Source organism: Bdellovibrio bacteriovorus (genome assembly GCF_001592735.1).
In the GTDB taxonomy this organism is placed as follows: Bacteria; Bdellovibrionota; Bdellovibrionia; order Bdellovibrionales; family Bdellovibrionaceae; genus Bdellovibrio; species Bdellovibrio bacteriovorus_D.
Genome location: NZ_LUKE01000001.1, coordinates 1,719,056 through 1,745,006 on the forward strand (window position 1 = coordinate 1,719,056; position 25,951 = coordinate 1,745,006).

Annotated in this window: 23 protein-coding genes; 9 read left to right on the forward strand and 14 right to left on the reverse strand. The window is 45.2% G+C overall.

The annotated features are described in order from the left end of the window. Nucleotides 1-26: 26 nt before the first annotated feature. Nucleotides 27-2,435: a leucine--tRNA ligase gene (gene leuS / locus AZI86_RS08405; RefSeq protein ID WP_061834605.1), complete on the reverse strand. Its 2,409-nt coding sequence runs from the start codon at nt 2,433-2,435 to the stop codon at nt 27-29. A 206-nt stretch (nt 2,436-2,641) separates the two neighbouring features. On the opposite strand from leuS, the gene AZI86_RS08410 reads away from it, so the two are divergent. The 4 genes from AZI86_RS08410 to AZI86_RS08425 all read left to right on the forward strand — a co-directional run bounded on the left by AZI86_RS08410 (nt 2,642) and on the right by AZI86_RS08425 (nt 5,760). Next, nucleotides 2,642-3,640: a GGDEF domain-containing response regulator gene (locus AZI86_RS08410; RefSeq protein ID WP_061834606.1), complete on the forward strand. Its 999-nt coding sequence runs from the start codon at nt 2,642-2,644 to the stop codon at nt 3,638-3,640. A 39-nt stretch (nt 3,641-3,679) separates the two neighbouring features. Further along, nucleotides 3,680-4,684 carry a cation diffusion facilitator family transporter gene (locus tag AZI86_RS08415; protein WP_061834607.1) on the forward strand — a complete coding sequence of 335 codons (1,005 nt, stop codon included), beginning with the start codon at nt 3,680-3,682 and terminating at the stop codon, nt 4,682-4,684. A 4-nt stretch (nt 4,685-4,688) separates the two neighbouring features. Then, nucleotides 4,689-5,405, forward strand: a complete 717-nt coding sequence (gene trmB, locus AZI86_RS08420) for a tRNA (guanine(46)-N(7))-methyltransferase TrmB (RefSeq protein ID WP_253715830.1) — start codon at nt 4,689-4,691, stop codon at nt 5,403-5,405. A gap of 64 nt (nt 5,406-5,469) precedes the next feature. Further along, a complete protein-coding gene (locus AZI86_RS08425) occupies nt 5,470-5,760 on the forward strand; it encodes a hypothetical protein (RefSeq protein WP_061834608.1) in 291 nt (96 codons plus the stop codon). Between the two features lie 16 nt (nt 5,761-5,776). On the opposite strand, the gene AZI86_RS08430 is transcribed toward AZI86_RS08425, so the two are convergent. Further along, the gene (locus tag AZI86_RS08430) at nt 5,777-6,067 is read right to left on the reverse strand and encodes a 2Fe-2S iron-sulfur cluster-binding protein (protein WP_061834609.1); all 291 of its coding nucleotides are present in this window, start codon (nt 6,065-6,067) and stop codon (nt 5,777-5,779) included. A 93-nt stretch (nt 6,068-6,160) separates the two neighbouring features. Here AZI86_RS08430 and trxB point away from each other — a divergent pair, with 93 nt between their 5' ends. The 4 genes from trxB (at nt 6,161) to AZI86_RS08450 (ending at nt 10,175) form a co-directional block, all read left to right on the forward strand. Then, nucleotides 6,161-7,102: a thioredoxin-disulfide reductase gene (gene trxB, locus AZI86_RS08435; protein ID WP_061834610.1), complete on the forward strand. Its 942-nt coding sequence runs from the start codon at nt 6,161-6,163 to the stop codon at nt 7,100-7,102. A gap of 34 nt (nt 7,103-7,136) precedes the next feature. Next, nucleotides 7,137-7,634 carry a response regulator gene (locus AZI86_RS08440; RefSeq protein ID WP_061834611.1) on the forward strand — a complete coding sequence of 166 codons (498 nt, stop codon included), beginning with the start codon at nt 7,137-7,139 and terminating at the stop codon, nt 7,632-7,634. Between the two features lie 113 nt (nt 7,635-7,747). Beyond that, nucleotides 7,748-8,494, forward strand: coding sequence for a hypothetical protein (locus AZI86_RS08445; RefSeq protein WP_061834612.1), 747 nt, complete (start codon nt 7,748-7,750; stop codon nt 8,492-8,494). Further along, a complete protein-coding gene (locus tag AZI86_RS08450) occupies nt 8,481-10,175 on the forward strand; it encodes a S8 family serine peptidase (protein WP_081111819.1) in 1,695 nt (564 codons plus the stop codon). Before AZI86_RS08445 ends, AZI86_RS08450 begins: the two co-directional genes overlap by 14 nt. On the opposite strand, the gene AZI86_RS08455 is transcribed toward AZI86_RS08450, so the two are convergent. The 3 genes from AZI86_RS08455 to AZI86_RS08465 all read right to left on the reverse strand — a co-directional run bounded on the left by AZI86_RS08455 (nt 10,176) and on the right by AZI86_RS08465 (nt 13,031). Next, on the reverse strand, nt 10,176-11,318 hold the full coding sequence (locus AZI86_RS08455) for a hypothetical protein (protein ID WP_061834613.1): 1,143 nt from the start codon (nt 11,316-11,318) through the stop codon (nt 10,176-10,178). It abuts the gene before it with no gap. 101 nt (nt 11,319-11,419) lie between these two features. Continuing rightward, nucleotides 11,420-12,295: a PilZ domain-containing protein gene (locus AZI86_RS08460; RefSeq protein WP_061835118.1), complete on the reverse strand. Its 876-nt coding sequence runs from the start codon at nt 12,293-12,295 to the stop codon at nt 11,420-11,422. Between the two features lie 64 nt (nt 12,296-12,359). Beyond that, a complete protein-coding gene (locus AZI86_RS08465) occupies nt 12,360-13,031 on the reverse strand; it encodes an HAD family hydrolase (protein ID WP_061834614.1) in 672 nt (223 codons plus the stop codon). A 63-nt stretch (nt 13,032-13,094) separates the two neighbouring features. On the opposite strand from AZI86_RS08465, the gene AZI86_RS08470 reads away from it, so the two are divergent. After that, on the forward strand, nt 13,095-13,754 hold the full coding sequence (locus AZI86_RS08470; RefSeq protein WP_061834615.1) for an O-methyltransferase: 660 nt from the start codon (nt 13,095-13,097) through the stop codon (nt 13,752-13,754). Here the strand turns inward: AZI86_RS08470 and AZI86_RS08475 are convergent, their stop codons facing one another. The 9 genes from AZI86_RS08475 to AZI86_RS08515 all read right to left on the reverse strand — a co-directional run bounded on the left by AZI86_RS08475 (nt 13,755) and on the right by AZI86_RS08515 (nt 25,848). Then, complete coding sequence (locus AZI86_RS08475) at nt 13,755-14,549, reverse strand: hypothetical protein (RefSeq protein ID WP_061834616.1); 795 nt, start codon at nt 14,547-14,549, stop codon at nt 13,755-13,757. Nucleotides 14,550-14,576: 27 nt separating this feature from the next. Then, nucleotides 14,577-17,777, reverse strand: coding sequence for an error-prone DNA polymerase (locus AZI86_RS08480; RefSeq protein ID WP_061834617.1), 3,201 nt, complete (start codon nt 17,775-17,777; stop codon nt 14,577-14,579). 17 nt (nt 17,778-17,794) lie between these two features. Beyond that, nucleotides 17,795-19,117: a hypothetical protein gene (locus tag AZI86_RS08485; protein WP_253715831.1), complete on the reverse strand. Its 1,323-nt coding sequence runs from the start codon at nt 19,115-19,117 to the stop codon at nt 17,795-17,797. Then, on the reverse strand, nt 19,065-19,721 hold the full coding sequence (locus tag AZI86_RS08490; protein ID WP_061834618.1) for a recA protein: 657 nt from the start codon (nt 19,719-19,721) through the stop codon (nt 19,065-19,067). Before AZI86_RS08490 ends, AZI86_RS08485 begins: the two co-directional genes overlap by 53 nt. A gap of 521 nt (nt 19,722-20,242) precedes the next feature. Continuing rightward, complete coding sequence (locus tag AZI86_RS08495; RefSeq protein ID WP_061834619.1) at nt 20,243-20,737, reverse strand: methylated-DNA--[protein]-cysteine S-methyltransferase; 495 nt, start codon at nt 20,735-20,737, stop codon at nt 20,243-20,245. Nucleotides 20,738-20,794: 57 nt separating this feature from the next. After that, the gene (locus tag AZI86_RS08500; protein ID WP_061834620.1) at nt 20,795-21,451 is read right to left on the reverse strand and encodes a methyltransferase domain-containing protein; all 657 of its coding nucleotides are present in this window, start codon (nt 21,449-21,451) and stop codon (nt 20,795-20,797) included. Next, complete coding sequence (locus AZI86_RS08505) at nt 21,448-22,215, reverse strand: alpha/beta hydrolase (protein ID WP_061834621.1); 768 nt, start codon at nt 22,213-22,215, stop codon at nt 21,448-21,450. The genes AZI86_RS08500 and AZI86_RS08505 overlap by 4 nt, the downstream gene beginning before the upstream one ends. Nucleotides 22,216-22,248: 33 nt before the next feature. Beyond that, nucleotides 22,249-25,059 (reverse strand): pyruvate dehydrogenase, encoded by a 2,811-nt coding sequence (locus AZI86_RS08510; RefSeq protein WP_061834622.1) that lies wholly within the window; start codon nt 25,057-25,059, stop codon nt 22,249-22,251. A 192-nt stretch (nt 25,060-25,251) separates the two neighbouring features. Beyond that, nucleotides 25,252-25,848 carry a hypothetical protein gene (locus AZI86_RS08515; RefSeq protein WP_061834623.1) on the reverse strand — a complete coding sequence of 199 codons (597 nt, stop codon included), beginning with the start codon at nt 25,846-25,848 and terminating at the stop codon, nt 25,252-25,254. Nucleotides 25,849-25,951 lie beyond the last annotated feature (103 nt).

Sequence of the window (25,951 nt, forward strand, 5' to 3'; positions counted from 1 at the left end):
CGAACCCTCCCTAGGTGGCGTTAAGGCTAAACCTTAACGATCAAATTCAAAATTTTTCCGGCTTTATAAATCACCTTATCAGGGGATTTGCCAGCTAAAACTGCAGAAACTCCGGCAACTTCTTTTGCCGCAGCGACCGCGTCGGATTCAGAGGCATCAGCCGCGATTTCAATCGTTCCGCGCATCTTGCCGTTCACCTGAACACCGATCGTTACCGTGTCGTCGGTCACCAGGGCCGGGTCATATTTTGGCCAAGGGGCCAAAGCACATAAACCTTTTCCGCCCATTTTCTCCCACAGCTCTTCAGCCAAGTGGGGAGCAAACGGCGCAAGCACTTGCACCAGGGGACGCAAAGCCTCTTCGGAACGGCAGTCCATTTTATAAAGCTCATTGACCAGAATCATCATAGCACTGACAGCCGTATTAAAACTCATGCTTTCAATGTCTTCTGTCACCTTTTTCACAGTTTTGTGAACAAGCTTAACAATTTCTGTCGGTGCCGGAGTTTGAGTAGCGACATAACCGCCGTCATCATTAACGACCAATCTTGAAACGCGGTCCAAGAAGCGTTTTACTCCGTCAATACCTGTTGGCGACCAGGCTTTGTCCTTGTCCAAAGGTCCCATGAAGCAAACGAAAGTTCTTACGGCATCCGTTCCATGAGTTTGGGCGATATCCAAAGCGGGAATCACATTGCCGCGGGATTTCGACATTTTCTCGCCATCGGGTCCCAAGATCATTCCCTGGTGGGCCAGTTTTTTAAATGGTTCATCGTGAGTGACTAAACCGCAGTCAAAAAGAACCTTCATCCAAAAGCGTGAGTAAAGTAAATGTCCCACCGTGTGCTCAGGTCCACCCACATAGAGGTCGACCGGCATCCAGTATTTTTCAGAATCAGCACTGAATGGCGCATTGGCATTATGCGGATCAATATAACGCAAGAAATACCATGATGATCCCGCTGCTCCCGGCATGGTGTCGGTAATACGACGACCTTCTTCACCCCCGTTGGCGGCCCCTTTATAACGAACCCAATCATGGATTTTAGCTAAAGGAGCTTCACCCGTGTCTGAAGGTTCATAGTCAGCAACTTCAGGTAAAAGAACCGGAAGTTCATTTGCCGGAACTGCTTTTTGGACCCCATTTGGGAAATCCACGATCGGGAACGGCTCGCCCCAATAACGTTGACGGCTGAATAACCAGTCACGCAATTTGTATTGAACTTCACGCAAGCCCAATTTTTTGCTTTCAAGGTGAGCCAGCATTTTTTTAATGGCATCAGTTTTTGTCAAGCCATCTAAAAACTGCGAATTGACCATGGTGCCTTCACCTTCAAAAGGCAAAGCCTCACCGCCCTCAACCACGCGCTTAATAGGAATATTAAATTTTGTAGCAAATTCGAAATCGCGAGCATCATGACCCGGAACCGCCATAATCGCACCTGTTCCGTAATCCATAAGAACGTAATCCGCGATCCAGATTTCAATTTTTTCGCCCGTGATGGGGTGAAGAGCATGCGCTCCGGTAAAAACTCCGGTTTTTTCAGTTGTTGCTTTACGATCTACTTCTGATTTTTTTGAAGTATCAAAAATATAGTTTTCAACCGCCGCGGCCTGCGGGTCCGTCATGATGGCCTTCACTAACGGATGTTCCGGAGCCATCACCATGAAAGTCACGCCAAACAAGGTGTCCGGGCGAGTGGTGAAGACTTCAAAGGTATCTTTTTCGCCTTCAACCTGGAAAGTGATGCGCGCCCCTTCGCTTTTGCCAATCCAATTGCGTTGCGCTTCTTTTGTGCGCTCGGGCCAGTCAACGTTGTCTAAATCTTTAAGCAGGCGTTCAGCGTAATCAGTGATTTTAAGCATCCATTGTTTCATCGGAACGCGAATAACCGGATGGCCCCCGCGTTCTGACTTTCCGTCGATGACTTCATCATTGGCCAAAACTGTTTTTAAAGCCGGGCACCAGTTTACAGGCACTTCTTTTTGGTAAGCTAAGCCGCGCTCATAAAGTTTTAAGAAAATGAACTGGGTCCATTTATAGTAATCAGGTTCACACGTGGAAATCTCTCGTGACCAGTCAAAGCTAAAACCGAAAGTTTGCAAAGTTTTACGGAACGACTCAATCGCCTTACGGGTGGTGACAGCCGGATGAATACCGGTTTGGATGGCGTATTGTTCTGCGGGCAAGCCAAAGGCATCATAACCCATTGGATGAAGAACATTAAAACCATTGGCTCTTTTATAGCGAGAGATGATATCCGCCGGGGTGTAAGAGGCGATGTGGCCTACGTGCAGGCCAGATCCTGAAGGGTAAGGAAACATGTCTAAGGCATAGTACTTAGGCTTTGTGCTTTTCATGTCGGCTTCAAAGGCTTTCGCCTCGGCCCACTTAGTCTGCCATTTTTGTTCGATCTCGGTAAAATTCAAAGCCATAAAACTGCTCCCTCAAAGGCGAAAAATCCTAAGCTAATTAAATAGCGAAGAACTCTTAAAAACTCACTTAAAAAGTACTGCGTCACCCCACAAGTTCTGGACTGGACGTGGGTCGAGAGAGATTCGGTCGAAAGATCAGAATTTTGCCTAAATTCTTAACCCTTATTAACCGATAAGAAGTCTTGAAGTTACAATGGGAATTGTAAATGAGCTTTGAAGCCAATTTTAAACATCCTAAAAGTCGCCGCGTCCTAGTGATCGACGACGATCCAGACAGCTTAGAGATTCTTCTAGAACCTCTTCGTTGGGAAGGCTATGACGCCCGGGGAGTCACTTCTGAAAAAGAAGCGCACACTCTTATTGAGTCATGGATTCCTCATATCGTAATTCTGGATTGGATTGCGCCATCGATGGCGGGCTTAAAATTACTTAAATCTGTCCGTGAACGCTTAAACCATGTTTCGTGCGTTTTCGTCTCTGAAAACTCCAGTACGGAAGCCATTATTGAGGCCTTAGACTCTGGCGCTGATGATTATATCGTCAAGCCCTTCGTGCCGCTAGAGCTTTTGGCCCGTATTCGTACCCAATTGCGTATCCGTGATTTGCATGAACAACTTCTTTTTGCCAATGAAAAACTGAAGGAGCTTGTCGATACCGATGACTTAACGGGTCTGTTTAATATGCGCTCGCTTTATCAAAAATTAGATTTAGAGTTAGAGCGGGGACGCCGTTTTCACCGTGATGTTTGCGTTGTCATGATGGATATGGACTTTTTTAAAACCGTGAATGATGGTCATGATCATCTTTTTGGAAGTTATGTGCTTTCTGAGGTCGGCAAAATCATTCGTGCTTCGACTCGTAATATCGACTTACCGGCCCGTTATGGCGGGGATGAGTTTCTTATCGTATTAACCGAAACAAATCACGAAGGGGCTATTCATTTCTGCGAGCGCTTGCGTGACAGTATTCGTGAAACACTATTTAAAAACGGTGCTGATGAAATCAAGCTAACGGCTTCTTTAGGTTTTGCCATTACTATCCCAGGGGAAAATATCAGTGCGCGCGATTTAGTTCGTCGTGCCGACCACGCTTTGTATGATGCCAAAAATGCAGGTCGCAATCAGGTTCGCTTCTATGAACCCGAGCAAGCCCCTGTGGTGCAATTAAAAACGGCTGCTCAAAAACGTCGAAAAGCAGCAGGTTAGTCATTGACGAAACCAGGGGGATCATAGAAAACCCTCTATATGGCTGAATCCATTTTCAATACCACCGATCGTATCCGTAATCGAGCTGCTTGGATCTCGGCTATCGCTAGTATCTTGATTTTTCTTTTAAAAGTTTACGCTTATCGCCTAACAAATTCTGCGGCCGTTTTATCCGATGCTTTAGAAAGTATTGTAAACGTGATTGCGGCGGGTGTGGCTTTGTACGTGATTCGCATCTCTTCAGAGCCCGCTGATGAAAATCATCCCTACGGTCACGGTAAAGCTGAAAGTTTTTCTTCTACGTTTGAAGGGGGATTGATCTTTTTTGCGGCGGTCATGATTATTGCCGAAAGTATTAAGGCGTTGATCTATCACGAACCGGCCCAAAAATTAGAGTTAGGATTGGTTTTTGTTGGGGCCGCAGCAATATTAAATCTTGTATTGGGTTTGTATCTAAAAAACACCGGAATTAAGCATCAGTCCGAAGCCTTGCGCGCCAGCGGCACGCATGTTTTGTCGGATGTTGTCACCACCGTGGGTGTGATGTTGGGATTGGGTTTGGTTCTGTTGACTGGCTGGGAGTGGATTGATCCGGTCGTGGCCATTTTGGTGGGTTTGCAATTGGCGTATTCGGGATATAAAATCGTGCGCGAATCTTTAGGCGTTTTAATGGACGAACAAAATGAAGAGGTTTTGGGAAATCTCGCGCGTTCGTTAGAAAAAAATCGTCGTCCCGGGATCATTGATATTCATGAGCTGCGCACCATTCGTTCGGGGCGTTTTCACCATGTCGATGCCCATTTGGTGGTGCCCGAATACTGGGACGTTTCCCGGGTTCATAGTTTGGGTAATGCCTTTGAGGCCGACGTGGTTCGCGATTATGAGTTTGATGGGGAGCTCGCTTTCCACATTGACCCGTGTAAAAAATCCTTTTGTTCGGTTTGTTCCGTGCCGGACTGCCCAATTCGTCAGGCCCCTTTTCAGCAAGAGCGTCCTTTCACAGTGAAAAGCTTGACCGGAGGGCCACAGCCGACTAATCCATGACGCCATGACAGACTCTAATACAACGACTTCGGTTCCGCCTCGCCGCCAAATCAATATTACCTCTGAGTTGCCTCGCCAAAATGCTTATACTTTGGCCCTTAATGGCGAATTTTCTCACGTTGCTTTTGATGAAGTGCGCGCTCCTGGAAATAAAGGCCTTTGGCGTTCGAATGTTTTTAAAACAGACGCTTCATTGCCGATGGATGTGGAAGTAGGAACAGGCAATGGAACTTATTTTGCTCATCACGCAAAACAAAATCCGAATCGTTTATTGGTCGGTTTAGAGCTTAAGTATAAGCCGTTAGTGCAAACCATTCGTCGTGCGGTCACGGCGGGATGCAAAAATGCGGCGATCGCGCGTTTTCATGCGTTTAATATCGATGAGCTTTTCACGGAAGGTGAAATCGATAACGTTTATATTCACTTTCCGGATCCATGGACATCGCCAAAAAAACCCAAAAACCGTTTTGTGTGTAAGCAAAATTTAGAGATCTTGCATCGCTTGCAAAAGCCAGGTTCTTTCATCAATTTCAAAACCGATTCTTTGACTTACTTCTTATGGGCGATGGATGAAATCCGCCAGTCGCCGTATAAGATTTTATTTGAAACCCAAGACCTTCATAATTCTGAAATGAAAAATGAAAATTTTGAGACGGCTTTCGAAAAAATCTTTTTGCGAGAAGGTATCAAAATCAATCTAGTTCGCTTGCAAAAGGTCTAGCGTTAAAAGTCACATCGCTCACGGCATCTAAATAACTTAGAATAGATGTCGTGAGAGGTGTCCGATGAAATTGACTCCGCTTTTTATCTTTGTTGGTTTTTTTCTGGCAGATGTTTCTTTGGCGGCCGTTCCGGGTCCGCAAGATTCGTCTCCGGTCGCACTTCCTGATGACAGCTTATCTACCACGACTCGCGGCTCGATGACGGTCTGTGGACGCAAAGGCATACGCTTTATGCAAATAGATAAAGCCGCTTGTCCTCATGAACCTTCAAAGGCGGTAGGTTGGGATCGACCTCAAGTGGAGCCGGTTTCTCCTGGAGTTCCCTTTCAAGATCAGGGAATTGAAAGATTTTAAAATAGAAAAAATTGATTTACCAATAAGTGGCGTCTATGACGATGTCTCCCAAAACTCCAGTTTGGCAGCTGATGCGCGCTTGAGGGGGAATATTATTGGATTCCTTTAAGAATATTTCGGTGGCATTTTCTCGAGAAAGATTTTCGGCGCCCTCAACGATGATTATTTTGCATTTGGCGCACACTCCATCACCATCACAGCTTGATGCGACTGGTAGATCCGCTTGAAGCAGAGCCTTCATCAAGTTCGTATTCAGGGGAACTTCAATGGGCGCGTGGTTGTTTTTTTTAAAGCTGATGCGAGGCATGTCTCATTCTAGCTGACGCACTCCAAAACTTGCAAAGAACTAATGAAATAGACCACTTTTATGGTAGTTTAGATTTATCAAAGAGGTTTATTTATGACTCCAGATCAAAAAATTGAAAATGTCATCATCATCGGTTCAGGCCCTGCGGGTTTGACTTCGGCTATTTACACCGCACGTGCCAATTTATCTCCATTGATGATCGAAGGTGAAGAATCAGGTGGTCAGCTGATGACAACCACGGAGGTTGAAAACTTTCCTGGCTTTGAACACGGGATCACGGGTCCTGATCTTATCGCAGTGATGCGCAAACAGGCTGAACGATTCGGCACGCGTTTTATCACTCGCAATGTGACTAAAGTAGATTTTGAACAAAGACCTTTCAAAGTTTGGATTGGTGATAAGTTGCATCTTGCAAAAACCATCATCATTTCTACGGGTGCTAAGGCCAAATACTTGGGTCTGCCCTCAGAAAAACAATATGCCAATCGCGGGGTTTCGGCTTGCGCGACTTGTGATGGCGCATTTTTCCGCAATCAAGAAATTGGTGTTGTGGGTGGCGGTGACACAGCGATGGAAGAAGCAATGTTCCTCACTCGTTTTGCCAGCAAAGTTATTTTAATGCATCGTCGTGACAGTTTCCGTGCTTCTAAAATCATGGCTGAACGTGTGATGCAAAATCCAAAAATTGAAATTATGTGGAATACCGAAGTCACCGAAGTTTTGGGTGATGGCAAAAGCATGACGGGGGCTAGAATTAAAAACACGGTGAATGGGGAGGTCAAAGAACTTCCTATCACGGGTCTATTCCTAGCCATTGGACATAAGCCTAATACAGAACTGTTCCACGGAATGTTGGATATGGATGAAACAGGGTATTTGATCACCCAGCCTAATTCCACATATACTAAAATTCCTGGTGTCTTTGCCGCTGGGGACGTGCAAGATCATGTGTATCGCCAAGCGATCACGGCGGCCGGTACAGGTTGTATGGCTGCGATCGATGCAGAAAGATGGCTTGAGGGCCAAGAAGCATAAAGCTTCATAAATAGGGTTCTCTTACAAGGATTGTATGAAGGATAAAAGAATCAATACGAAGGATCTAATTAGCAAAATCGAAAAGATGACCAAGGCACGTATTGCCGGTCAGGAAGTCGTTCCGTTGGACTCTTTTCGTGAAGCAAAAAAGAAGTTAGATCCCAAGGTGATTCTGGTCATCGAAGACGACGAAACCATGCGTCTGGCCCTGAAGAGAATCTTAGAGTCTGAAGGTTACGTCACTAAGCTTGCGGCAGATGGTACGGAGCTTTCCACCGCCCTTGATGAACACACCGTTGATTTGATTTTGATGGATGTGGGTCTGCCGTGGGTGAACGGTTTTGAACTTGCGCAACTTCTTAAAGAACACAAAGATCTAAAAAAAATTCCGCTCGTTTTTGTTTCGGGAAAAGCTTCGGATGATGACATGAAGAAAGCTTTTGAGATCGGGGCAGATGATTACATCAAAAAGCCTTTCGACGTTGATAAGCTTAAAAAAACTGTCGATACGCTTTTAAAGCTGAACCGATAACCGCCTTAGGTCCTGTTTCAGTTTGAGAAACCTGGACCCTTCCATAGTTTGACAATAATTCTCTTAGAAAATCAGAGATGTCTGAGAGTTTATTAGCTAAAATGAAAGACTGAATGTCACGTCGTGGAATGATAGTCACAATCTTAGTTATTGGGGCGGCTTTAGCCGTTTTCTTTTTGCGCTCTAACAAAGAGGCGGCGGATATCTTATCTCCGGCAGCTGAAGTTTCCTCGCCGTCTGAAGAGACAACTCAAAATGCAGTCGCAAAATCTGCGCAGAACCCTCGTGATTCTATTTCTTCATCGACTTTTGAAACGACATCTTCATCTTCAAATCCCGCAGGTCCTCCTCCGAGGGGAGCAAGGTCTGCAGATCGACCCTTAGGTGGTAAAAAATCTTACAACACCCAAGGGGCAAAGCTCGTTGAGGATCCAGCTTTTGCGGGAACAGCGTGGAAAATATGGAGTGGCGTTTCAGCCTATCCCAAAACTCAAGGCGAACCTTCGGGAAATCGCTTGGGTGAAGTGAATGGATATTTCTTAGTGACCGAAGGGCAGGTCAATTCTGCGGAAAATTTTGATCCTGCAAAACCTTTGGTGGTTTTAAGAACGGATTTAAATACGGCGGGCGTTGTCACCGGTATGTTTGCGGTGGTTTTAGAAGAAGGGGCTTCGGCAGATTTTCTTTCTCAGTCATCACAGTTAAAACTTGTGAGCTCGTTTCCGAATATTCAAACTTACTATGTCACTTCCAGTGAAGTGCCTTTTAGTTTAAAGGGCCTGCAAGAGGCTTTACGTGAAGCACCTGAAGTTAAAGAAGTGAAAATGGAGATCTTAGATCGTCAGTATGAAAAATTTTAATCGTCGGAAATTTTTCATTTTTACCTTTTTAATTGGAACTTGTATTCCGATGTCGGTGCTATTTACAAACTGCTCTCAAGGCGCATTCGAGGCGGCGGTGGCGTTAGGCGATCCTTTGTTGGAACATGCTTGGCACATCAAGAATACCGGTCAGAAGGCTTTTGCCACCAATGGCGGCACGGCGGGCGTAGATTTAAATATTGCTAAGACCTGGGGTGCTGGTATTACTGGACGTGGCGTGAAAGTTTTAATTTCAGATGATGGCGTCGAAGATTCTCATCAGGATCTGACGGGCAATTATCTGTATGGTACGGTTTCGCGCGATTATTCAAAAGCGTATCCTTATTTGTATAACACTTCAGAACCGAAAACTGCGGACGACAATCACGGTACAGCTGTCGCGGGCCTTGTGGCGGCGGTCGCCGATAACGGGTTTGGCAGTAAGGGGGTTGCTTATGGCGCCTCGATTGTTTCGGCGAATTTTTTGTCTGACGGGGTGACGGCCACCGAAACAACGCTTTTAGATCAAGCCAGTGGCAATATCGATGTTTTTAATATGAGCTGGGGGTCAAAACAAAACACCGTCAGTGTTCCTTTGGCCGTGTTTCAAAATCAATTGCGTTCGGGGGCTTTGACTTTACGCGGTGGTAAAGGTGCCATTTACGTTAAGGCGGCGGGAAATTTTTATTACGTCACCTGTGCGGGAACTTCGGTTGATTGCTTAGGAAATGCTAATTTTGATGGCGATAACTCAAGTCCATTCCTGATTCTAGTCGGAGCTCTTAATGCCAAGGGCGAAGCGGCTTCTTATTCTTCTCCCGGATCAAACGTATGGATCTCTTCTTTTGGTGGAGAATTTGGTGATACGGATCCGGCGATGGTCACGACGGATCGATCCGGTTGTAATTATGGTTTTGCTCTTTCAAATTCTTCTGGGCCCAAATTTGAACGTGGGGCTAATGGAAATATAGGCTGTAGTTACTCTGTCACATTCAATGGAACTTCATCGGCAGCACCGGTTCTTTCCGGGGTGGTGGCTTTACTATTGGAAGCCAATCCGAAACTGACATGGAGAGATGTAAAATATATTTTAGCTAAAACCGCGGTGCAAATTTCTCCAGATGCGACGGCGTTGTATACCCATCCTTTAGGAACGCCTATTCCTGTGGTCATTTATGAATACCCTTGGTTAACAAATAGTGCTGGTTTTAAGTTTCATAACTGGTTTGGTTTTGGCCGTGTTGATGTGGATGCGGCGGTGGCTTACGCCAAAAAATACACTTCGCCGTTTGGGACTTTTATCGAAACTGAATTTGATGACAACGTTCGTGCCGTGACTCGAGCTATTCCGGATAATTCCGGCCCCGGAGTGACCGACTCGATGACCGTGGCAAGTTCGGTGCGAATTGAATCGGTTCAACTTAGATTGACAGTATCCCATGCGGATATTTCTCAAATAGCGGTGGAGTTAACTTCTCCATCGGGGATGAAAAGTTATCTGGTGAATATGAATAACTCGCTCACAAACTTAGCAAATTACACAGACAACGTCTTTTTATCTAATGCCTTTTATCAAGAAAGCTCTGCGGGCGTTTGGACAATCAAGTTGATCGATGCCAAGGCGGGGACGACGGGGAACCTGGTGCGCTGGAGTCTTCGCTTCACAGGTTCCGCCAACTAGTTATTCTTGGGCCGGCGTTTCGGTCACAGTTCCAACCACCATACTCGAGATGCATTTCGTATCGATGCCATAGTTATAAAATGGTAAAGATCCGGATTTGGTCAAAACTGTCGCGTTGTTGGTTCCGATCGCCGCCGCATTATAAGAAAACTTTTCGATCGCATAGTTTACAACTGTTGTCGCCGTTGAAATGGCGGTCGCCACATAAAGTGTGTTTGTCTCGGCATCTAAAGTCATCGCGGAAATTCCGTACAGCAAATAATTATAAGTGGTCGGATAATCGCTTAAGTCATAAATCTTTTGGGCGTTACTGATGACACCTGTTGATTCATCAAAGTTATAAGCATAAATGCTATTTACGTTTACGGTCGTTGCTGAACCCGCATAAGCGACGATTAATTTACTATTCGCTTTATCAAAGACCATCGCCACGGGATAAGTTGTGGTGATAGGGGCGGCCATCGCCGCGGCACAGCTTCCGTTAGCACCCGCTGCTGGAACACTGATCAAGCGATTGTTCGGAGAAGCAGCTCCATTTGCCGTGATCACTCGGCCGGTCGCGGACACCACGACATCTGTTAAAAGAGCATTGGCCGTCCCACAGGTTGCACCCAAGGCATTATTCACAAAAGGAGTTCCGCTACGCACGCCCGAGGCGGTGACTTTTTCAATAAAGCCCGTGCGCACTAAAAGGGCGCCACCATCAGAACTTTTTTGTATTGATTTTGGAGCGGTCGTGATGAAGGTGCTTAAGGCCGGGGTGGTACCAAAGCTATTTCGAGTGCCGCCTTTTTTAGGCAAGGTTTCTAAGCGAGCCGTTGTACCCACACGAACATAGACTAAAAGATTATCCTGGTCCCAATCAACAATCGATGACGGTGTATCACCGGCGGAAGCCGGAGAGGCGGAGAAATCAGCAATGATGCGATCTCGAACTCCCGTTTCGGTATTGATCGTAAAGATCAAATTTGAAGAAGTGGTATTAGAAAAAGTGGTGATACCATTTCCTGAATAGCATTGTCCGCTGGCGACGTACAAAAATTTATGTGCGGTCAAGGCTGCATTATCTACCACCGGCTGCTGGCAAGAGACAGAGAACACCAAAATCGCACCACATAGAACAAAGCGCTTAGAGGCTTTCATTCTAACTCCTTATCTTAGCTCTGCTAAGAATATCGGTATGAGACTGAGGGCTCTTGACAGCTTCTCAACAAATCTAGACTAATTGTGAGAGTCTTTTAATATTAGCCGGCGGATTTTCGTAATTGAGCTTGGTAGGCAACGTAAGCCTTTAACAATGCATCCAAACGCAATGTCATAGCGACATCTTGTTCGATGAACATCAAGCGACGAGCATCGATCAGATCGCCGACAATCTTTGCGCGGAATAACAACCGGGCTTTTGTCGGGTCAGGTTCAAAGGGATTGGTGATGATGAGATCAAAGGGCTTATTTAAAAAGTCTTTTGGGATTTCATCTTCAAGCATAGTTCCGCTTAAAGAAATATTGCGTGAATAAGTTCTGAAAGAGCGAACTTTCGAAACCAACACGACTTCAATCTTAAAATTATGGCGAGGATCTTTGCGGCGATCGGATTCTTTGACGGCCGTTGCGGGCTCTTTAGAATCTTTAGCCTTTGTTGCGATTTTTGCGTTGGTGACACTATGTCCTGAAACTTTCTTTTTCGTAGTTTCAGACTTCGCCATCTTTTGGGCGATTTTTTTTAGATCTAATTGGTCACCATTAAAATCTTGGCGCCAGTATTCATCTACCGATTCATCTTTGATGGGCTCTTCACCAACGACGACTTGGGTATAAACGTTATCAGCGTGATTTGTTGCCGGCGCATTTTGTGTGACGGTGATGGTTTGCGTATCAGGTTTTTCAGGCGCTTCCATGGGTTTTGGAGGTTGAATGATGGCGAAATATTTTTGATCTGAGTCTAAAAACTCGTGAACGCAGATCCATTCATCCCAGCCAGGTGTCCAAATAAAAAAGCGATGAGGATTTTTAGAAGCCACTGAAAGCAGGGTCACTTGAGCTTGAACCACAGACATAGGTTTTGTCTGTGTCTTTGATTCAGCGTCGTAAATGATCCACACCTTACCTTGAGTCTTCAAAGTTCCCCCTAAAACTGATTCTTTTTTATCGGGAGAACCTACCATTGGCTTTATGGATAAAGGTCTAGGTACGCGGGGTTTTTTGCGATTGTTCCCTCAAGATAAGAGGTAAATCGTCATAGTGTCTCAATATCGCTACAGGATCGTGCTCATTTAATAAACTCGTTGCGGTGTAGCCAAAACCAATGGCGATGGATCGAACTCCGGCTCGCAAAGCGGAAAGAACATCGGGAATTCCGTCGCCGATCATAAAGGTTTCTTGTTCTGTTTTTTTGGCAAGCTTCATCATGGTTTGCAAAGGCAGGGGATGGGGCTTTCTCTCTTTTAAGGTGTCGGCCCCAAAGACTTCCACCCACGGATATTTATCCAACCCCAGATGTTTCAAAATTGCTTTTGCGGGCAGTTCATTTTTATTGGTCACGATGCCCATGGGGCCCTCGTAAGTGGCCAGAAAATTTTCGACACCCGGAAAGATATTCGTGCGATTCAGCATTTCTTCTTCATAAATTCTTAGAAATTCCATTTCTAATTCGATGATCGCGGCGGGGGATAGGTTGTCGGCCATAAAGATATCAGCGATTAGTTTTTTTAACCCTTCACCGATATGGGCGATAATCACGTCGTCTTTAAGGCGTTGTTTTCCGTGATTCACCAAAGTGCGGTTCACCGCCACGACAATATCTGGAGCCGAATCAATCAAGGTGCCATCAAGGTCAAAAATCAAAAGTGGATTCATGGCACTATCTTGCCGCTTCCCATAGACGTCGACAACGCCAAAACTGTGTGGCAAAGTGAGTCTATGCGTGAAATAGATCAAACCGCCCAAGATTCGTATATTGCTCAGCTTCTAAAAGAAGAAAACAGCCTCAAAAAGCAGTCCCGTCAGGCCTCTGAAGATCTGGGACTTGCGCGCATCAGTATTTCGCCGGCCGAAGCGACGTTGGTGAAAACTCTTTTAAAAGTTCATGGCGCTAAAAAATTTGTCGAGATCGGCACGTTGACGGGGTTATCGGCGCAATATTTTTTTGAGGCTTTACCCGAAGGCGGGGAGCTTTGGACTTTAGAAAAAGATCCAAAGCACGCGGAAAAAGCGCACAGCGTGTTCAGTCAGTTGGATCAAAGTAAAAAGAAAGTCCACTTGGTTATCGGGGACGCGCGCGAAGAATTGCCAAAGCTTGAGGCTCAAGGCCCTTTTGATGGGGTTTTTATCGACGGCAATAAAGCGGCTTATTTGGATTATCTTTTGTGGGCAGAAAAAAATCTTCGCCGGGGCGGACTTATTTTAGCCGATAATATTTTCTTAAGTGGAGCGGTGTGGGGTGGAACGACCACTCAACGTTTTTCGGAAAAGCAGATTTCGATTATGCAGGAATTCAATCGTCGCTTGGCCGATCCAAATCTTTACGAAGGAGCCGTGGTGCCGACGTTTGAAGGACTTTATATCGCCATCAAAAAGTAATCACGCCTCGTAAGCTTCGACTTTCATTTCAATTGAATACTTATTAGAGGCCTCTTTTAAAGGGGCTAAAAGCCACATCCACTCTTTTACTTTTTTAAAACCCGCAAAAGAAACGGGGTAGAATCCTTCATAGATGATTTCCCCTTGGGGGTCTTTGTAAATCACTTTGCGATCGCAATAAATCAGCTTTTTGCCTTCGCAGTTTTTAAGATTTTTTAAATGCATTTCTGTGACGACCGTCGAAATTTCATCTTTTTCAGACAGCTCTAAGTTCTTTTTTATTTTCTTTTCCACGGCTGACATCGGCAGCAAAGCCAGCTGTGAAAGAATATTACTAGAAACAATGAGGTCGGCTTTAAAGTAGAAAAGTTCTTTATCAGAAATTTTCTTTAAATAAGCTCGTAATTCATCTAAGTTTTTTAAGTTCTCAAGATTTTCCAGGATCATGGAAAGATCTTGAGTGACGAGCTTCAACCGAGGGTTTCTTTTTGCGAGCCAGTGGTGGCGCCAGGGGTGGATCACGTCCACCAAGGTGATCTGTTCAAAGTTTTCCACTAAAAGGTGCAAGGGGATTTCATGTAAATGGGCACTGCCTAAAATCACTACTGATTTTTTTTGCGGCAGATCTTGCAGGCTTTCTAAGAAAACATCCTGACAATTTTTTAGGTGCGGAAGCCAGTGTTTTTTAACGCGTTCAAAGCGTGCTTGCAGTCCGATGGATTCATATAAAAAGCCATATTTTTTAGCTAAAGGTGTTTTGGGAGTAATAAGATACAGAATGGCTTCGCGAATCATGCAAAAACCTTATCATTGGCTTTAGATCTATTGCAAAGGCAAAACCCTTTGCGCACGTACGTTGATCTGGCCGCCGACCTTTTCGACTTGGCCCTGGATTTCTAATAAAGATCGCTCATAAATAGTCACCCGGTCTTTTTCGTAAACATCGGGGTGAATGACGATATTCATAATACCGAATTCATCTTCTAAGCTGATAAAGCACATGCCTTTGGCCGTCGGAGGGCGTTGAGTGATCGCGACAAGACCAGCTAAGCGCACCTTAGATTTGTGTTTGAGAGTTTTTAAATCGGTTGAGCAATAGTAAGGGACAAATCTTTGCGGAATCAGCTCGCGATTTTTTACGTGTAAATAAGACCGTAAAACTGAAATAGGATGTGAATCCACGGAATAACCTTTGCTGTCATATTCGCGACGCAGGCGATCCCAGTTGGACTCAAAAGGCAAATCCTCTGGCTCTTCGTTGTCGTCTTTGGCAAATTGTTCTTTGGGCATGCCCCATAAGAAACTTTTTTGATCTAGGCTTAAAGATTCTAAATGCCAGATCAGTTCGCGGGCATTGGTGTTAAAACATTCAAAAGCGCCGGCGGCGGCCAGTTTGACTAAAGCACTTCGTGGCAGAGAGGTGCGCTGAATAAAATCAGTAAGGCTTTGAAAAGGACCGTCTTTTTTTCGCGCGCTTTCAATTCGCATCATGAGTTCTTCGGGTAAACCATAGAGCGAACGAAGCCCTACGCGCAGGGCTCTGAGTCCTTCTTTAGTGCCGCCCGGAATATCTTCTAGTGTGTAATCATAATGCGAACTTTGCACGCACAAAGGGTGGACTTTTACGTGGTGGCGTTGAGCTTCCGCCACAATTGTGCGAGGAGCATAAAAACCCATGGGTTGGCTATTGAGCAGACTTGCGGCGAAAACATCGGGATGATGTTTTTTAATCCAGCAGCTGGCGTATGTAAGTAAAGCAAAGCTTGCCGCGTGACTTTCAGGAAAGCCATAGTTAGCAAAGCCTTCGATGGTTTTATAGATTTGTTCACCATATTCTAAAGAAATTCCGTTTTGTAAAAATCCATCCAAGATTCTTTGCTTAATACTGTCCATGGTGGATTGTTTGCGCCAAGCTGAGGACATAATTCGGCGCAGTTGATCTGATTCACCCGGAGAAAAATTTGCGGCCGCAATGACAATCTTCATAACTTGCTCTTGGAAAATGGGCACGCCATGAGTTTTTTCTAAGATAGGCCTTAGAATCTCACTGGGATAAGTAACCTTTTCTAAACCTTGGCGTCGTCGTAAATACGGATGCACCATGCCCCCCTGCAGGGGGCCGGGGCGCACAATGGCGACTTCAATAACCAGATCATAAAAACAGCGGGGGCGCATGCGGGGCAAGGTGCTCATCTGCGCGCGTGATTCAATTTGAAAAACCCCGACGGTGTCGGCTTCACAAATCATGTCATAAGTCGGTTTGTCATCATGAGGCAGGCTTGCTAATGTAAAATGCAACCCTTTATGATCCCGCAAAAGCTCAAAACATTTTCTTAAGCACGTCAGCATACCTAAGCTTAAAACGTCAATTTTCATGAGTTTTAGAACGGCGACATCATCTTTATTCCATTGAATAACATAGCGGCCATTCATGGTGGCCTTTTCTACGGGTACCATTTCGGTGATAGGGTCTTGAGTGATTAAAAATCCCCCCGTATGAATGCTTAAGTGACGTGGAAAGCCACGCAATTGTTTGGCAAGATGCAAAAACATTTTCCATTGGGGTAAAGGCAGCCCAAATCTTTCTGCCGCTTCAGGCTCCATCAAGCGACTAAAGCCATCGCGACCCATAAACTTGATCATTGAGTTGATAGTGGCTAAAGGGATTCCAAAAACCTTGGCAGTTTCACGGATGGCCATACGCGAACGGTACCGGATGACCGTGCACACCATGGCGGCATGGCGCTCGTTGTATTTTTCGTAAATATACTGAATCACTTCCTCGCGACGACTGTGTTCAAAGTCGATATCAATATCCGGTGGTTCTTGCCGTTCGCGTGAAATAAATCTTTCAAATAAAAGATTAAATTCAATCGGATTTATTGAGGTTAAGCCAATGCAATAACAAACAACCGAATTGGCAGCCGATCCGCGACCTTGATGAAGAATGCCTTTGCTGTCGGCGAAGTCGCAGATTTCTTTTAACGTCAGAAAGTAATCTTCGTATTCTAACTCTTTAATCAGGGCGAGTTCATGTTCGATTTTCGATAAGATTTCGTCAGTGATATTTTGAAATCTCTTTTTTGCTCCCTCTAAAGAAAGATGTCGTAAATATTCTGACGGCGTCATGCCCTCAGGAAGGTTAGAAGTAGGATAGCGATAACGGATTTCGTTCAAATTAAATTTCACACGTGCGGAGATATCCACCGTTTTTTCCACAAGGTCTAAGCGATCTTGCCAAAGAAATGCAATCTCTTCCAATGTTCTTAAAGAACGTTCGGCATTTTGGATCAATTTATTTTTGGCTTCTGACAAAGTTGTATGATGCAAAATGCAAGTCACCACATCAAATAAAGGTTTGCGGTCATGTGCATGCATGAACGGGCGTTGCGTGACGAACAGTTGGGCTTGAAATTTGTCTTCAAGATTAAAAGCCTGTAAGCAAAATTCATGTGATTCCCACGTGAGATCTCTCCACACGGGAAGATACAGTCGGTCCTCAAATATTTTTTTTAAACTTTCAAAGCGTTCGTCAGTCCATGGGGGCAAAGCGAAACATAAAAGGTCTTCGTTTAACTGGGCGACTTGATCCAAACTTAACTTAGAAAAACCTTTGGCTGCCTGCCGTTTGCCTAATGTCAGGATTTCGCAAAGGTTGGAATAGCCTTTCTTGGTTACGGGGACCAAAGTGATGTTGGTTTCATCCGTCAAGGTCAGTTCTGTTCCGATCAGATATTTAAAACCATCTTTGGCCTTGGGGGCGGCCTCAAAACTTGAAGGGGCGTGCACGGCTTGGTAACCACGAACAACTCCGTATAAACCATTTAAGTCACAAATACCCAGTCCGTCATAGCCAAAATAAATGGCCTGCTGAACCATCTCTTCAGGGGAAGAAGCGCCTTGCAGAAACGAAAAATTCGTTCTTCCTAAAAGTTCCACAAAACCCTTTACCGGAATGGAGGGCAGTTTGGATTTAAACTGCGTCACCGCGGGCAGATTGCGTGGATTAGGCCTAAATAACATGTGCGATCACTTTCAGATTAATCAAAATACCCATGCAGATAGACTTGCGAGTTGATGCGATCCCTGAAAACCCAAAGAAGCTGACCTTGATGTGAAAGCGCAAAATAATAATCTCTGTTTTTTAAATCTTGCACGCTGACTTGCCACCAAGACGATTCAATTCGTTCGCTAGGAAGTGACGAAACAAATTTCAAACTTTGTACTTCCGAAGCATTTAAGGCTTGCGGTTTTTCTAAAAGCAAAGACGGACGAGGGCTTGAGGCTAAACCTTTGGCGTACACGGATTTGACCTGCAAAGCTTGTTCGTTTCGTTCCACTAAGTCTTGGGGCTTAAAATCTTCTGGCCAATCGGTGACTAAGCGAAAACTTTGTTCAGGAAAATGACTGGCTTCTTGTTGCAAAAAACCCATTTCGCAATTGGATTGTCGGGCAAAGCTGATCAGGCGGCGCCAGCGGTCTTCGCTGTTGTCGCGAGGTTCAAAAAAATCCAACTGCTGAATTTTTTCGGCCACATCTAAAACCGAGATTTCGTATTCACGAATCGGATTTTCAAGTTTTAGCTGTGCCAGTTTCTTTTCTAATAAGTCTTCAAACAAAGCTTGATCACGTGTCGGGGTGATCGGCTCAATGACAATATTATAGCGTCTATCTGAATACTCACAGTGCAAGGTCAGCTCAAGCTTTGCGGCATAACGGGAAAGTCCCTCTAGGCGTGCAAACAAAACGTTAAAGTTCGTCTTAAAACGCGCCATCAATAACGACACCGCTCCTATGGGATCGTCAAAGTAGCCATAGCCCACAAGAGGATCGCGAGGAATAAGAGGAGAAATGACTTGAGCGTCTTGAGAGTGCAAACGATTCCAAAGTAAAACACCGAAGTCTCCCCATCTTTCGCGCAGCGAATTTAAACGAAACCCATGCACGCCTTCTAAGCCATGCACGCCCAATGTGTGAAAAAACGAAATCATATGTTCCACCGGGCGTTTTTGTGGCCACGGGTGCAGCCCTTCAAGATCTTTGAGGGCATCTAAACCTAAACCACGAAAGCCTTCGTGTTCTTTGCCCACAGGACAAATAAAAAGCGGGCGCCAGCGTGCAAACACTTGCGCGGCGGCCGGAGTGTCTGAAATTGCCACGGAAGGATCATTAGAAAATTTAACGGCAATTTCTAAAGCTTTAGTTAAAAGACCCTCTTCACCGCCAAAGAGGTACGCGGTAGATTCCATTTCCACAAAGACATAATGTGGATAACGGTACTGCACGCGCGGACTTAAATGGAGAAACGCCTCAGCGCAAGAGCTTTCTTGCGGGGTTTTTAAATTGATGCATAAAGTGCGCATGGACCATGCTCCCAGAAATATTAAATGGTGTTGGACGGTGTAAAGCTCTTTGGATAGTGACGAAGTCGCGTTGAAAGTGAATCATCAGACTGAATAAGGGATTCACGAATTTGGAAACTTTTTGATTTACAAAAACCAAAGCCACTTTGTGCAAGCGACATAGGCGTTTTAATTTTTGCAGCTGATGATTTTTTAAAAACAACTCTTTTAAGTTACAGCCAATCACTTCAAACAGCGAGCTTGTGATCAACTCTTGCAGCAACCAGAAAAGCTGTTCTTTTTCTTGCGGCTCTTTTACCACCAGCAATTTTTTTAAATTGATGTCATGGGATTGCAGGTGCGTGGGAAAAAGTTGTGAATCACCATTAATCCACGCCGCCCATTTGTTTTGGTTATGCACTTGTTTTACTAAGCGCACCCATAATGAAGTCGCACCGGTGCCGGGAAGACCTTGAAATAAACTAAGATCCCCTTGCGGGATACCTCGCCATAAAAGGAAATCATCAAGCACATTCACCCCTGTTGCTAAACCGGGAGGGGGTTGCAGCTGTTCTGCAGAAACAAAGGGAATGTCTTTAAATTCGGGAAGGGCCAAAGACTTCATAACGCTCTCCATTTACATATAAGTTACTATGTAAATTATATGTAAGTCAAAGGGCGTATGTAAATATAGACGAAGGTTTTGATTGTTGCTGAGTTGTTAATAAGTTTAGTGATTTAAGGTGTTTACGCAATATCGCAAACTGCAAAAAGTGAAGTGCCTCCGCCAAGCTGGTCCCTGTATCACTTCCCCCAGGTTATCCCATCCGTTTCCCAGTCACAGGTCCCTGGATGGGTTGTTACTTGGGTTGCTTGGAAAGAGAAACTCCTCTAAGAGCGCTTATCCTCGAATCAGTTTTAAAAGCGTCGCGGTCATAAATAATATGACCAGAACCGCTTTAGTTAGACTCAAAACACGCCGATAACGTAAATAGGTAGATTTACGCATGGATTGTTTCTCCTTCTGCGGAGGAAATTCCACCGAAAGCGAGCTGGCGAAGGCCAAGCTCGCTTTTGCATTTCTGATACTAACTTTTAAAAGAAAATAGGAACCTAGCGACGAAGTGTCGATCCGAATTTCGGTGATTACTTCAACGCGCCTTCGGCACGCAAAAGAACTTCTTTCGTATCCGGTCCCCATTTGTATTTTAATTTGCTCGCCCCTTTGCCCACCACGCGGTGGCAAGGAATCCAATAACATACTGGGTTTTTGGCAATCGCAGAAGCAATCGCGCGAACCGCCGAAGGGCGACGCATTTTTTTTGCGACCTCCGTGTAAGTCCAGGATTTTCCCATAGGGATTTTCAAAAGTTCTAACCACACGCGTACTTGAAACTCAGTACCTTGCAGTTTGATATCATGTTTGCCAGTCCAAAAATTTCCTTTGTTCCATTTTACGGGTGTAAAAGAGCCCAGATGGAAATGATAGTGTTCGTGAAAGAATTCACCCACATCTTCTTCAAGCTTTTTTTTGCCCAGGCTGTAGTTGCCTAAATAGATCAAGTCTTTGCCTTCAAAAACAGCCAGCCAGTCGCCAAACTGTGAAGGAACTTTATAAAGTTTGAATTCTAAATCACCCATGTATCACCCCTAAGATGAGGCAGGTTTAACTCATTCCGGGGCTATACTCAAATAAGATTAAGACCTATATATCGAAAAATGAGCAAAGTGACGGGGCTCGTTGACCTCGGACAACCAAGGGTGATCGGAGTGGATCAATGCGCGACTGAGACGACCGCGAGCGATCACTTCGATAGAATGCTGACGAGCCACTTCTTTCAGATCTTGCAATGTCTTACGCACATCTTGTTCGTGGCCATAGTCGAAAATAAAATAATAGTTAGCGACAGGAAGTTTAAAAGTCGGGCGAGTTAAATCCATTGTCACCATCGATGACGGATCAATACCGTGTTCGCTCATCACGCGTTGGGCTTCCTGCACACGTGCAGATTCAATTTCAAAACCGTAAAACCGAGTTAGCGGATAGTGCCTCGCTAAAACAAATCCCATGCGCCCGTAAGCGGCGCCCAAGTCGACGATGATTTCACCGCTCTTGGGATTTAAAAGATCTAAGATGCCGCGAATTTCCAGGTAGGGTGTTTGAAAAGATTGGGTCGAAAGATGACTCCAGGTTTGGGGCGCGGGCCCCGCCGCCGGGCGCACAGAGCCTTCGGCGTGCTCGCAGTCAAATCCCAACCAGTCGTCCACTAAGGTCGCATGGTCTTTAGCTTCTTGATACGTGTAGGAATCAAAAGCTAACAGAGGATAAGGATCCGATTCTTTAAAATCAATCATACTGGTGTTGCTACGCCCGTAAGAAAACGCTCTAAAATTGGCGCATATTCAGATTTAAAATCGCGCAAGCCCGTTAAGTGCTGTGCTTCGGGAAGGGATAGCTTGCTCCAATGCAGTTGCGTGTGGGGCTCAAAGACCTCGTCGATATGAGTCGGCGGAATCAATTCGTCTTTCCATCCACGAATGGAAAGAATTTTAAAGCCTTCAGGGAAGGTGTTGAGGTCCGGCACTAAATCTTTATGAAAAAAGGGACTCCAGCCCAAACTTAAAAAAGGAGCTAATGCCCATGTTAAGGCCCAAGGTTTTACATGGTAATTGTGGGTAAATAACTTCTGTGCGGAAGGTAAAAAGCGAGCTGTGGGGCCACTATCACAGACTAGGGCTACAGTGTCAGAACACCCTCGGCGCGCCATCGCCTCAATCGCCGAAGCGCTGGGGTTAGAAAAGGTGAACATGATTTTTTGGCCGGGGATCAGGTTTAAAAGATGTTCAATTTGATCGGCGTAAATATGCTTGGTGCCGAATTTGCCTTTTGCGCTAATCGGAAAGTGGAGGTCTTTTAAGTCTTGTAAGGTGCCAGAAAGTTGAAAGGCAAAGGCGTCAAAGCCCAAAGAATTTACTAGTTTTATGTGGCGAAGAAGTTGCTTCTTACTGCCCTCATAAAAATGCACGAAGAAAATCAACTCTTGGAATTTCTTGTTTCGCGCTAAAAAGAACTCCCCTTGGAAGGGGAGTTCTTGGTTGGCAAATTCTGCGTAGTTCATCTAGTCCAGTTCCACATCTTGCGCGTCCGCGCCCTAATGCTTATGAACAGGGGTCTTGCTCGGCCACAAATCTGTCCAGTGACCCGCGCGTCCTTCAGCTTGGTGAGTTTCACCTAAAGCATTTTCAGAAACGATGACTTTTTCAAGAGCTGTTTCTGCAAGAACTTTACCGCAAGCTTCAACGACAGATTCGGCGTCAATGCTGTGGTAAGCATAGATTTCAGAAGGACGACCACACTTAGAGTGTTTACGTACGGCCAAAGCTTCTTGGCGAACACCGATCACCGAACCGATATTATCCAAGATACCGGCTTCACCGTCGGCAACTGAAACTACTGGTACACGTTTACCAGCCACAGTGATCAAATCACCTGTAGAAACGTCATCCGTTTTTCTTAAGTACAAGTTTGAGTTCAAGCCCAAATCCTTTTTCAAATACTCATAATCATTTTCATGAGCCGGGATGCCGCACACAAGATCTTGTGAAGTCACCACGATCACGTTGGCGTAAATGCCACGAGCAAGCAACGCTTCAGAAGCCTTGATCGCTTCTGTCGTCATCGTTCCTAAAGAGAAGATGTTAACAACGTTATCACCTGGCTCATAGCCAGCGTATCCGCGGTAATCGATTAAGTAGTAAGCGCCTTTTAAAACTTCCTCACGGATGGTCGACATCATTTGGCCTTCATCGATGTTGCCAACTTCTTCTTCGTTCGCCGCACCAGTGATAGGGAACTCAGCGCGAGCTAAAGAACCTTCAAGACCGGCTTTGAAGCGAGCTTGTTTTTTCAAGTAATGAACCATGTCTTTTTGTTCTGCGCCGCGAGTGACTAGACGAAGCAATGTACCCGTGCGGCCCGCATTGTCGTTCATCACGTGACGTTTGATTGTATCAACTAAGATCCAATCCAACTCTTGGCAGAAGAACGGCTCCCAAGTGATTTGGTTCGGGATTTGGATATCAGACTTCCAACCGTGCTGCGCCCCTTCAGGAGACAATGTCACACCTGATGGAGTACCAACACAAATGAACGAGCTCTTCCAGTAAAGGTTATAGAAATATTGATCCAACGCACGTTTGATGAAGAAGTCATAAACCGTCATCAAAGGAATGATAGGTACGCCCACGGTGTCGCGCATTTTTCCGAATGCACCCACGCAAGACATTACGTTTCCTTCGGCGATTTCAAAACGCAAGAAGCGATCAGACTCTTCTTCGCCCGGAACTAGATCTGGCAATTTGTGATCTTTTACACCCAACTCAGTTTCCAAATCTTGAACTACGGGGGCACCAAAGATCTTACCATCCATCGCTGGATTTAAGTTCGTTGAAGTTCCCACGTCCGGTGCCATTGAAATGAACAACTCGCCCGGAAGTTTGAATGGTTTTTCATTTGGCGTAAGTGCCTTTTGTTTGTCAGAAAGTTTTTTCTCATCCAGCGGAGTGTTCGCGATACGAGTTAACTTCGCGGTCAACTGACCGAGCATCCATTGCGTATGCGGATAGCTAGTCATTTTCGTGTTGATATCAAGTGAAGTTGGGATCTCGCCCCACTCCATTAGTTTTTTCATGAAATAATCTTGGTTCTTAGATTTCAAAGCGTGCTGCGCTTTGATTTCGCCTAGCAACTTCTCTCCGCGAGCGGCTAAGAATTTACCTTCCGTCGAACCAGCATCGAAGCGTTTATACAAAGTATCGCCAGTGATACCTTGTTTTGCTTTAAGTTCGATCACTTCTTCTTCTTGCGGAAGGGAAGAGTGATTTCCCGGTTGAGCTGCAGACTTCAAGCCCCAGCCTTTCAAAGTATGCGCAATGATGATTGTCGGTTTACGAGTTGATTTTTTAGACTGCAACATGGCATCGGCCAAAGCTAGCATGTCGTGACCACCGAAATCGCGAATCGCATCGAACAATTCTTGGTCCGTGATGCTGTCCAAGAATTTTTTCATGTCTGGATGTTCTTTAGCGATCCCTTTTTTCAAAGCCTTCATGTCTTGAACAAGAAGAAGCGCTTGCAGCTCGTAATCTTCCAATTCTTTCTCTAGGAAATTTTTGAAAGTCGCGCCGTCTTTTTTGGCGAACAATTCTTGGCGTTTAGAACCGTGACGAACTTGGATCACTTCCCAACCGTTGGCAGCCATAGTGCGCTCAACACGGTCAGCATCTGTTCCGTTCATGATATCTTTGTTGGTAATGCGGTGACCATCAAGTGATTGACGGTTGTAATCTAGAATCCAAGTCACAGAACCCAACTCACGCTCTGCAAAGTCAGGAACAGCTTCATACATGGAGCCTTCACGGAACTCAGAGTCTCCACACACCGCCCAGAAGTGAGCATCTGGAACTTCATAACCATGTTCACGCGCGTAACGATACGCCAGCGCCATGTAACCGGCTTCAACTGGTGGAATACCTACAGTACCAGACGGGAAGAAGTTGTGGTGATCTGGATCGTAAGCTGAGTGATAAGATTGGAACACAAACTCACTGCCATCAGTGAATTTACGAAGACCATTCATCGCTTGATCAGCTTGTTCTTGAGTCAATTTGCTAAGATCATTTTTCAAAAGCAAATCTAGAAGATAGTTGTAAGAGTGATCTGTAGGAGAAGCATGGGGCTTGTTCGCGATATGATCAAAACCAGTTTTAACTAACAAATGCAAAGCGCCCATGATGTGCAACGAACTTGCAGAGGCCGCAGGGTGACCGCCCACTTTAGGATCACCTTTTTCTTTATCTGAACGGTGATTGGCTTGCCAGATCATCTGCGTGGCAAGGTAGTGTGCACGGCGTGCGATAGAATCTAGAACGTCAGCTTTGACGTTCTTGAGAGAGTTATCCATGAGGACTCCTTCGGGCTGGTCTGCACTCCGACTTCGTCGGAGTAAAATGGCTTTAAATAGCGTCTGGAAACTAACACTCTATCATAGAGGAGTCCACGACTTGAAGCCCCGCAGCACGAGTCGGGGCTCTATTGCGACAAAAGGAGGAGTCTTTGGTCGTTTACAGAGAGAAAAAGGTCTAATTTGGGGACTTTAGAAGTTGTAGCCAATGTACAAATGAAAGTACTCAAACCGAGTGTTCTTAAGATAAATGCTTTCTTCGTCATGCAGCTGGTGGATTTCCCAGTCCGCACCCGTAGAAACGCGCTCGTCAGAAATCTGCCAAGTCAGCGGAATGCGGACACTGGCCCAGTCGACACCGAGAACCCAAGATCTTTTGCGCCATTCGTGCCCCAGGGCAAAAATCGTGGAGATATTATCCCCCTTAAAACCCAAACCCTTATTCTGGGTAGAGCTATAGTCATTGGCCGAATAGCTCATTTTCATGTACTCTACGCCGCCTTTTAAGAAAAACTCACTCCCAAACCAGAAGTTCTGAAAGTAATGCTTATAATTGGCGTTGATTCTAAATCGGCTCTCGATGTTTGCATCGCGATAAATATTTCCACCGGCTTCCAGTTGGAAAATTCCTTGCGGATGGATGTACTTTCCAAATGTCAGGGTCGGACTCCAGAGGTAGGTCGATACCAGATAGTTTCGGTCTCCAGCCGGAGGAGGGGACTTCTTTTGCGCAAAAGCGACCGTTGTTCCCAGGGTCAACAAGATCATAATCATACTAAGAGTTTTCATATAAACGTGTCCTTTCAATAAATTGACGCAATGTATTACGACCTCACTAGGATCGATAGAGTTATGTAGTAAATAGTTGACGTAATTATTAACTAATTGGTTA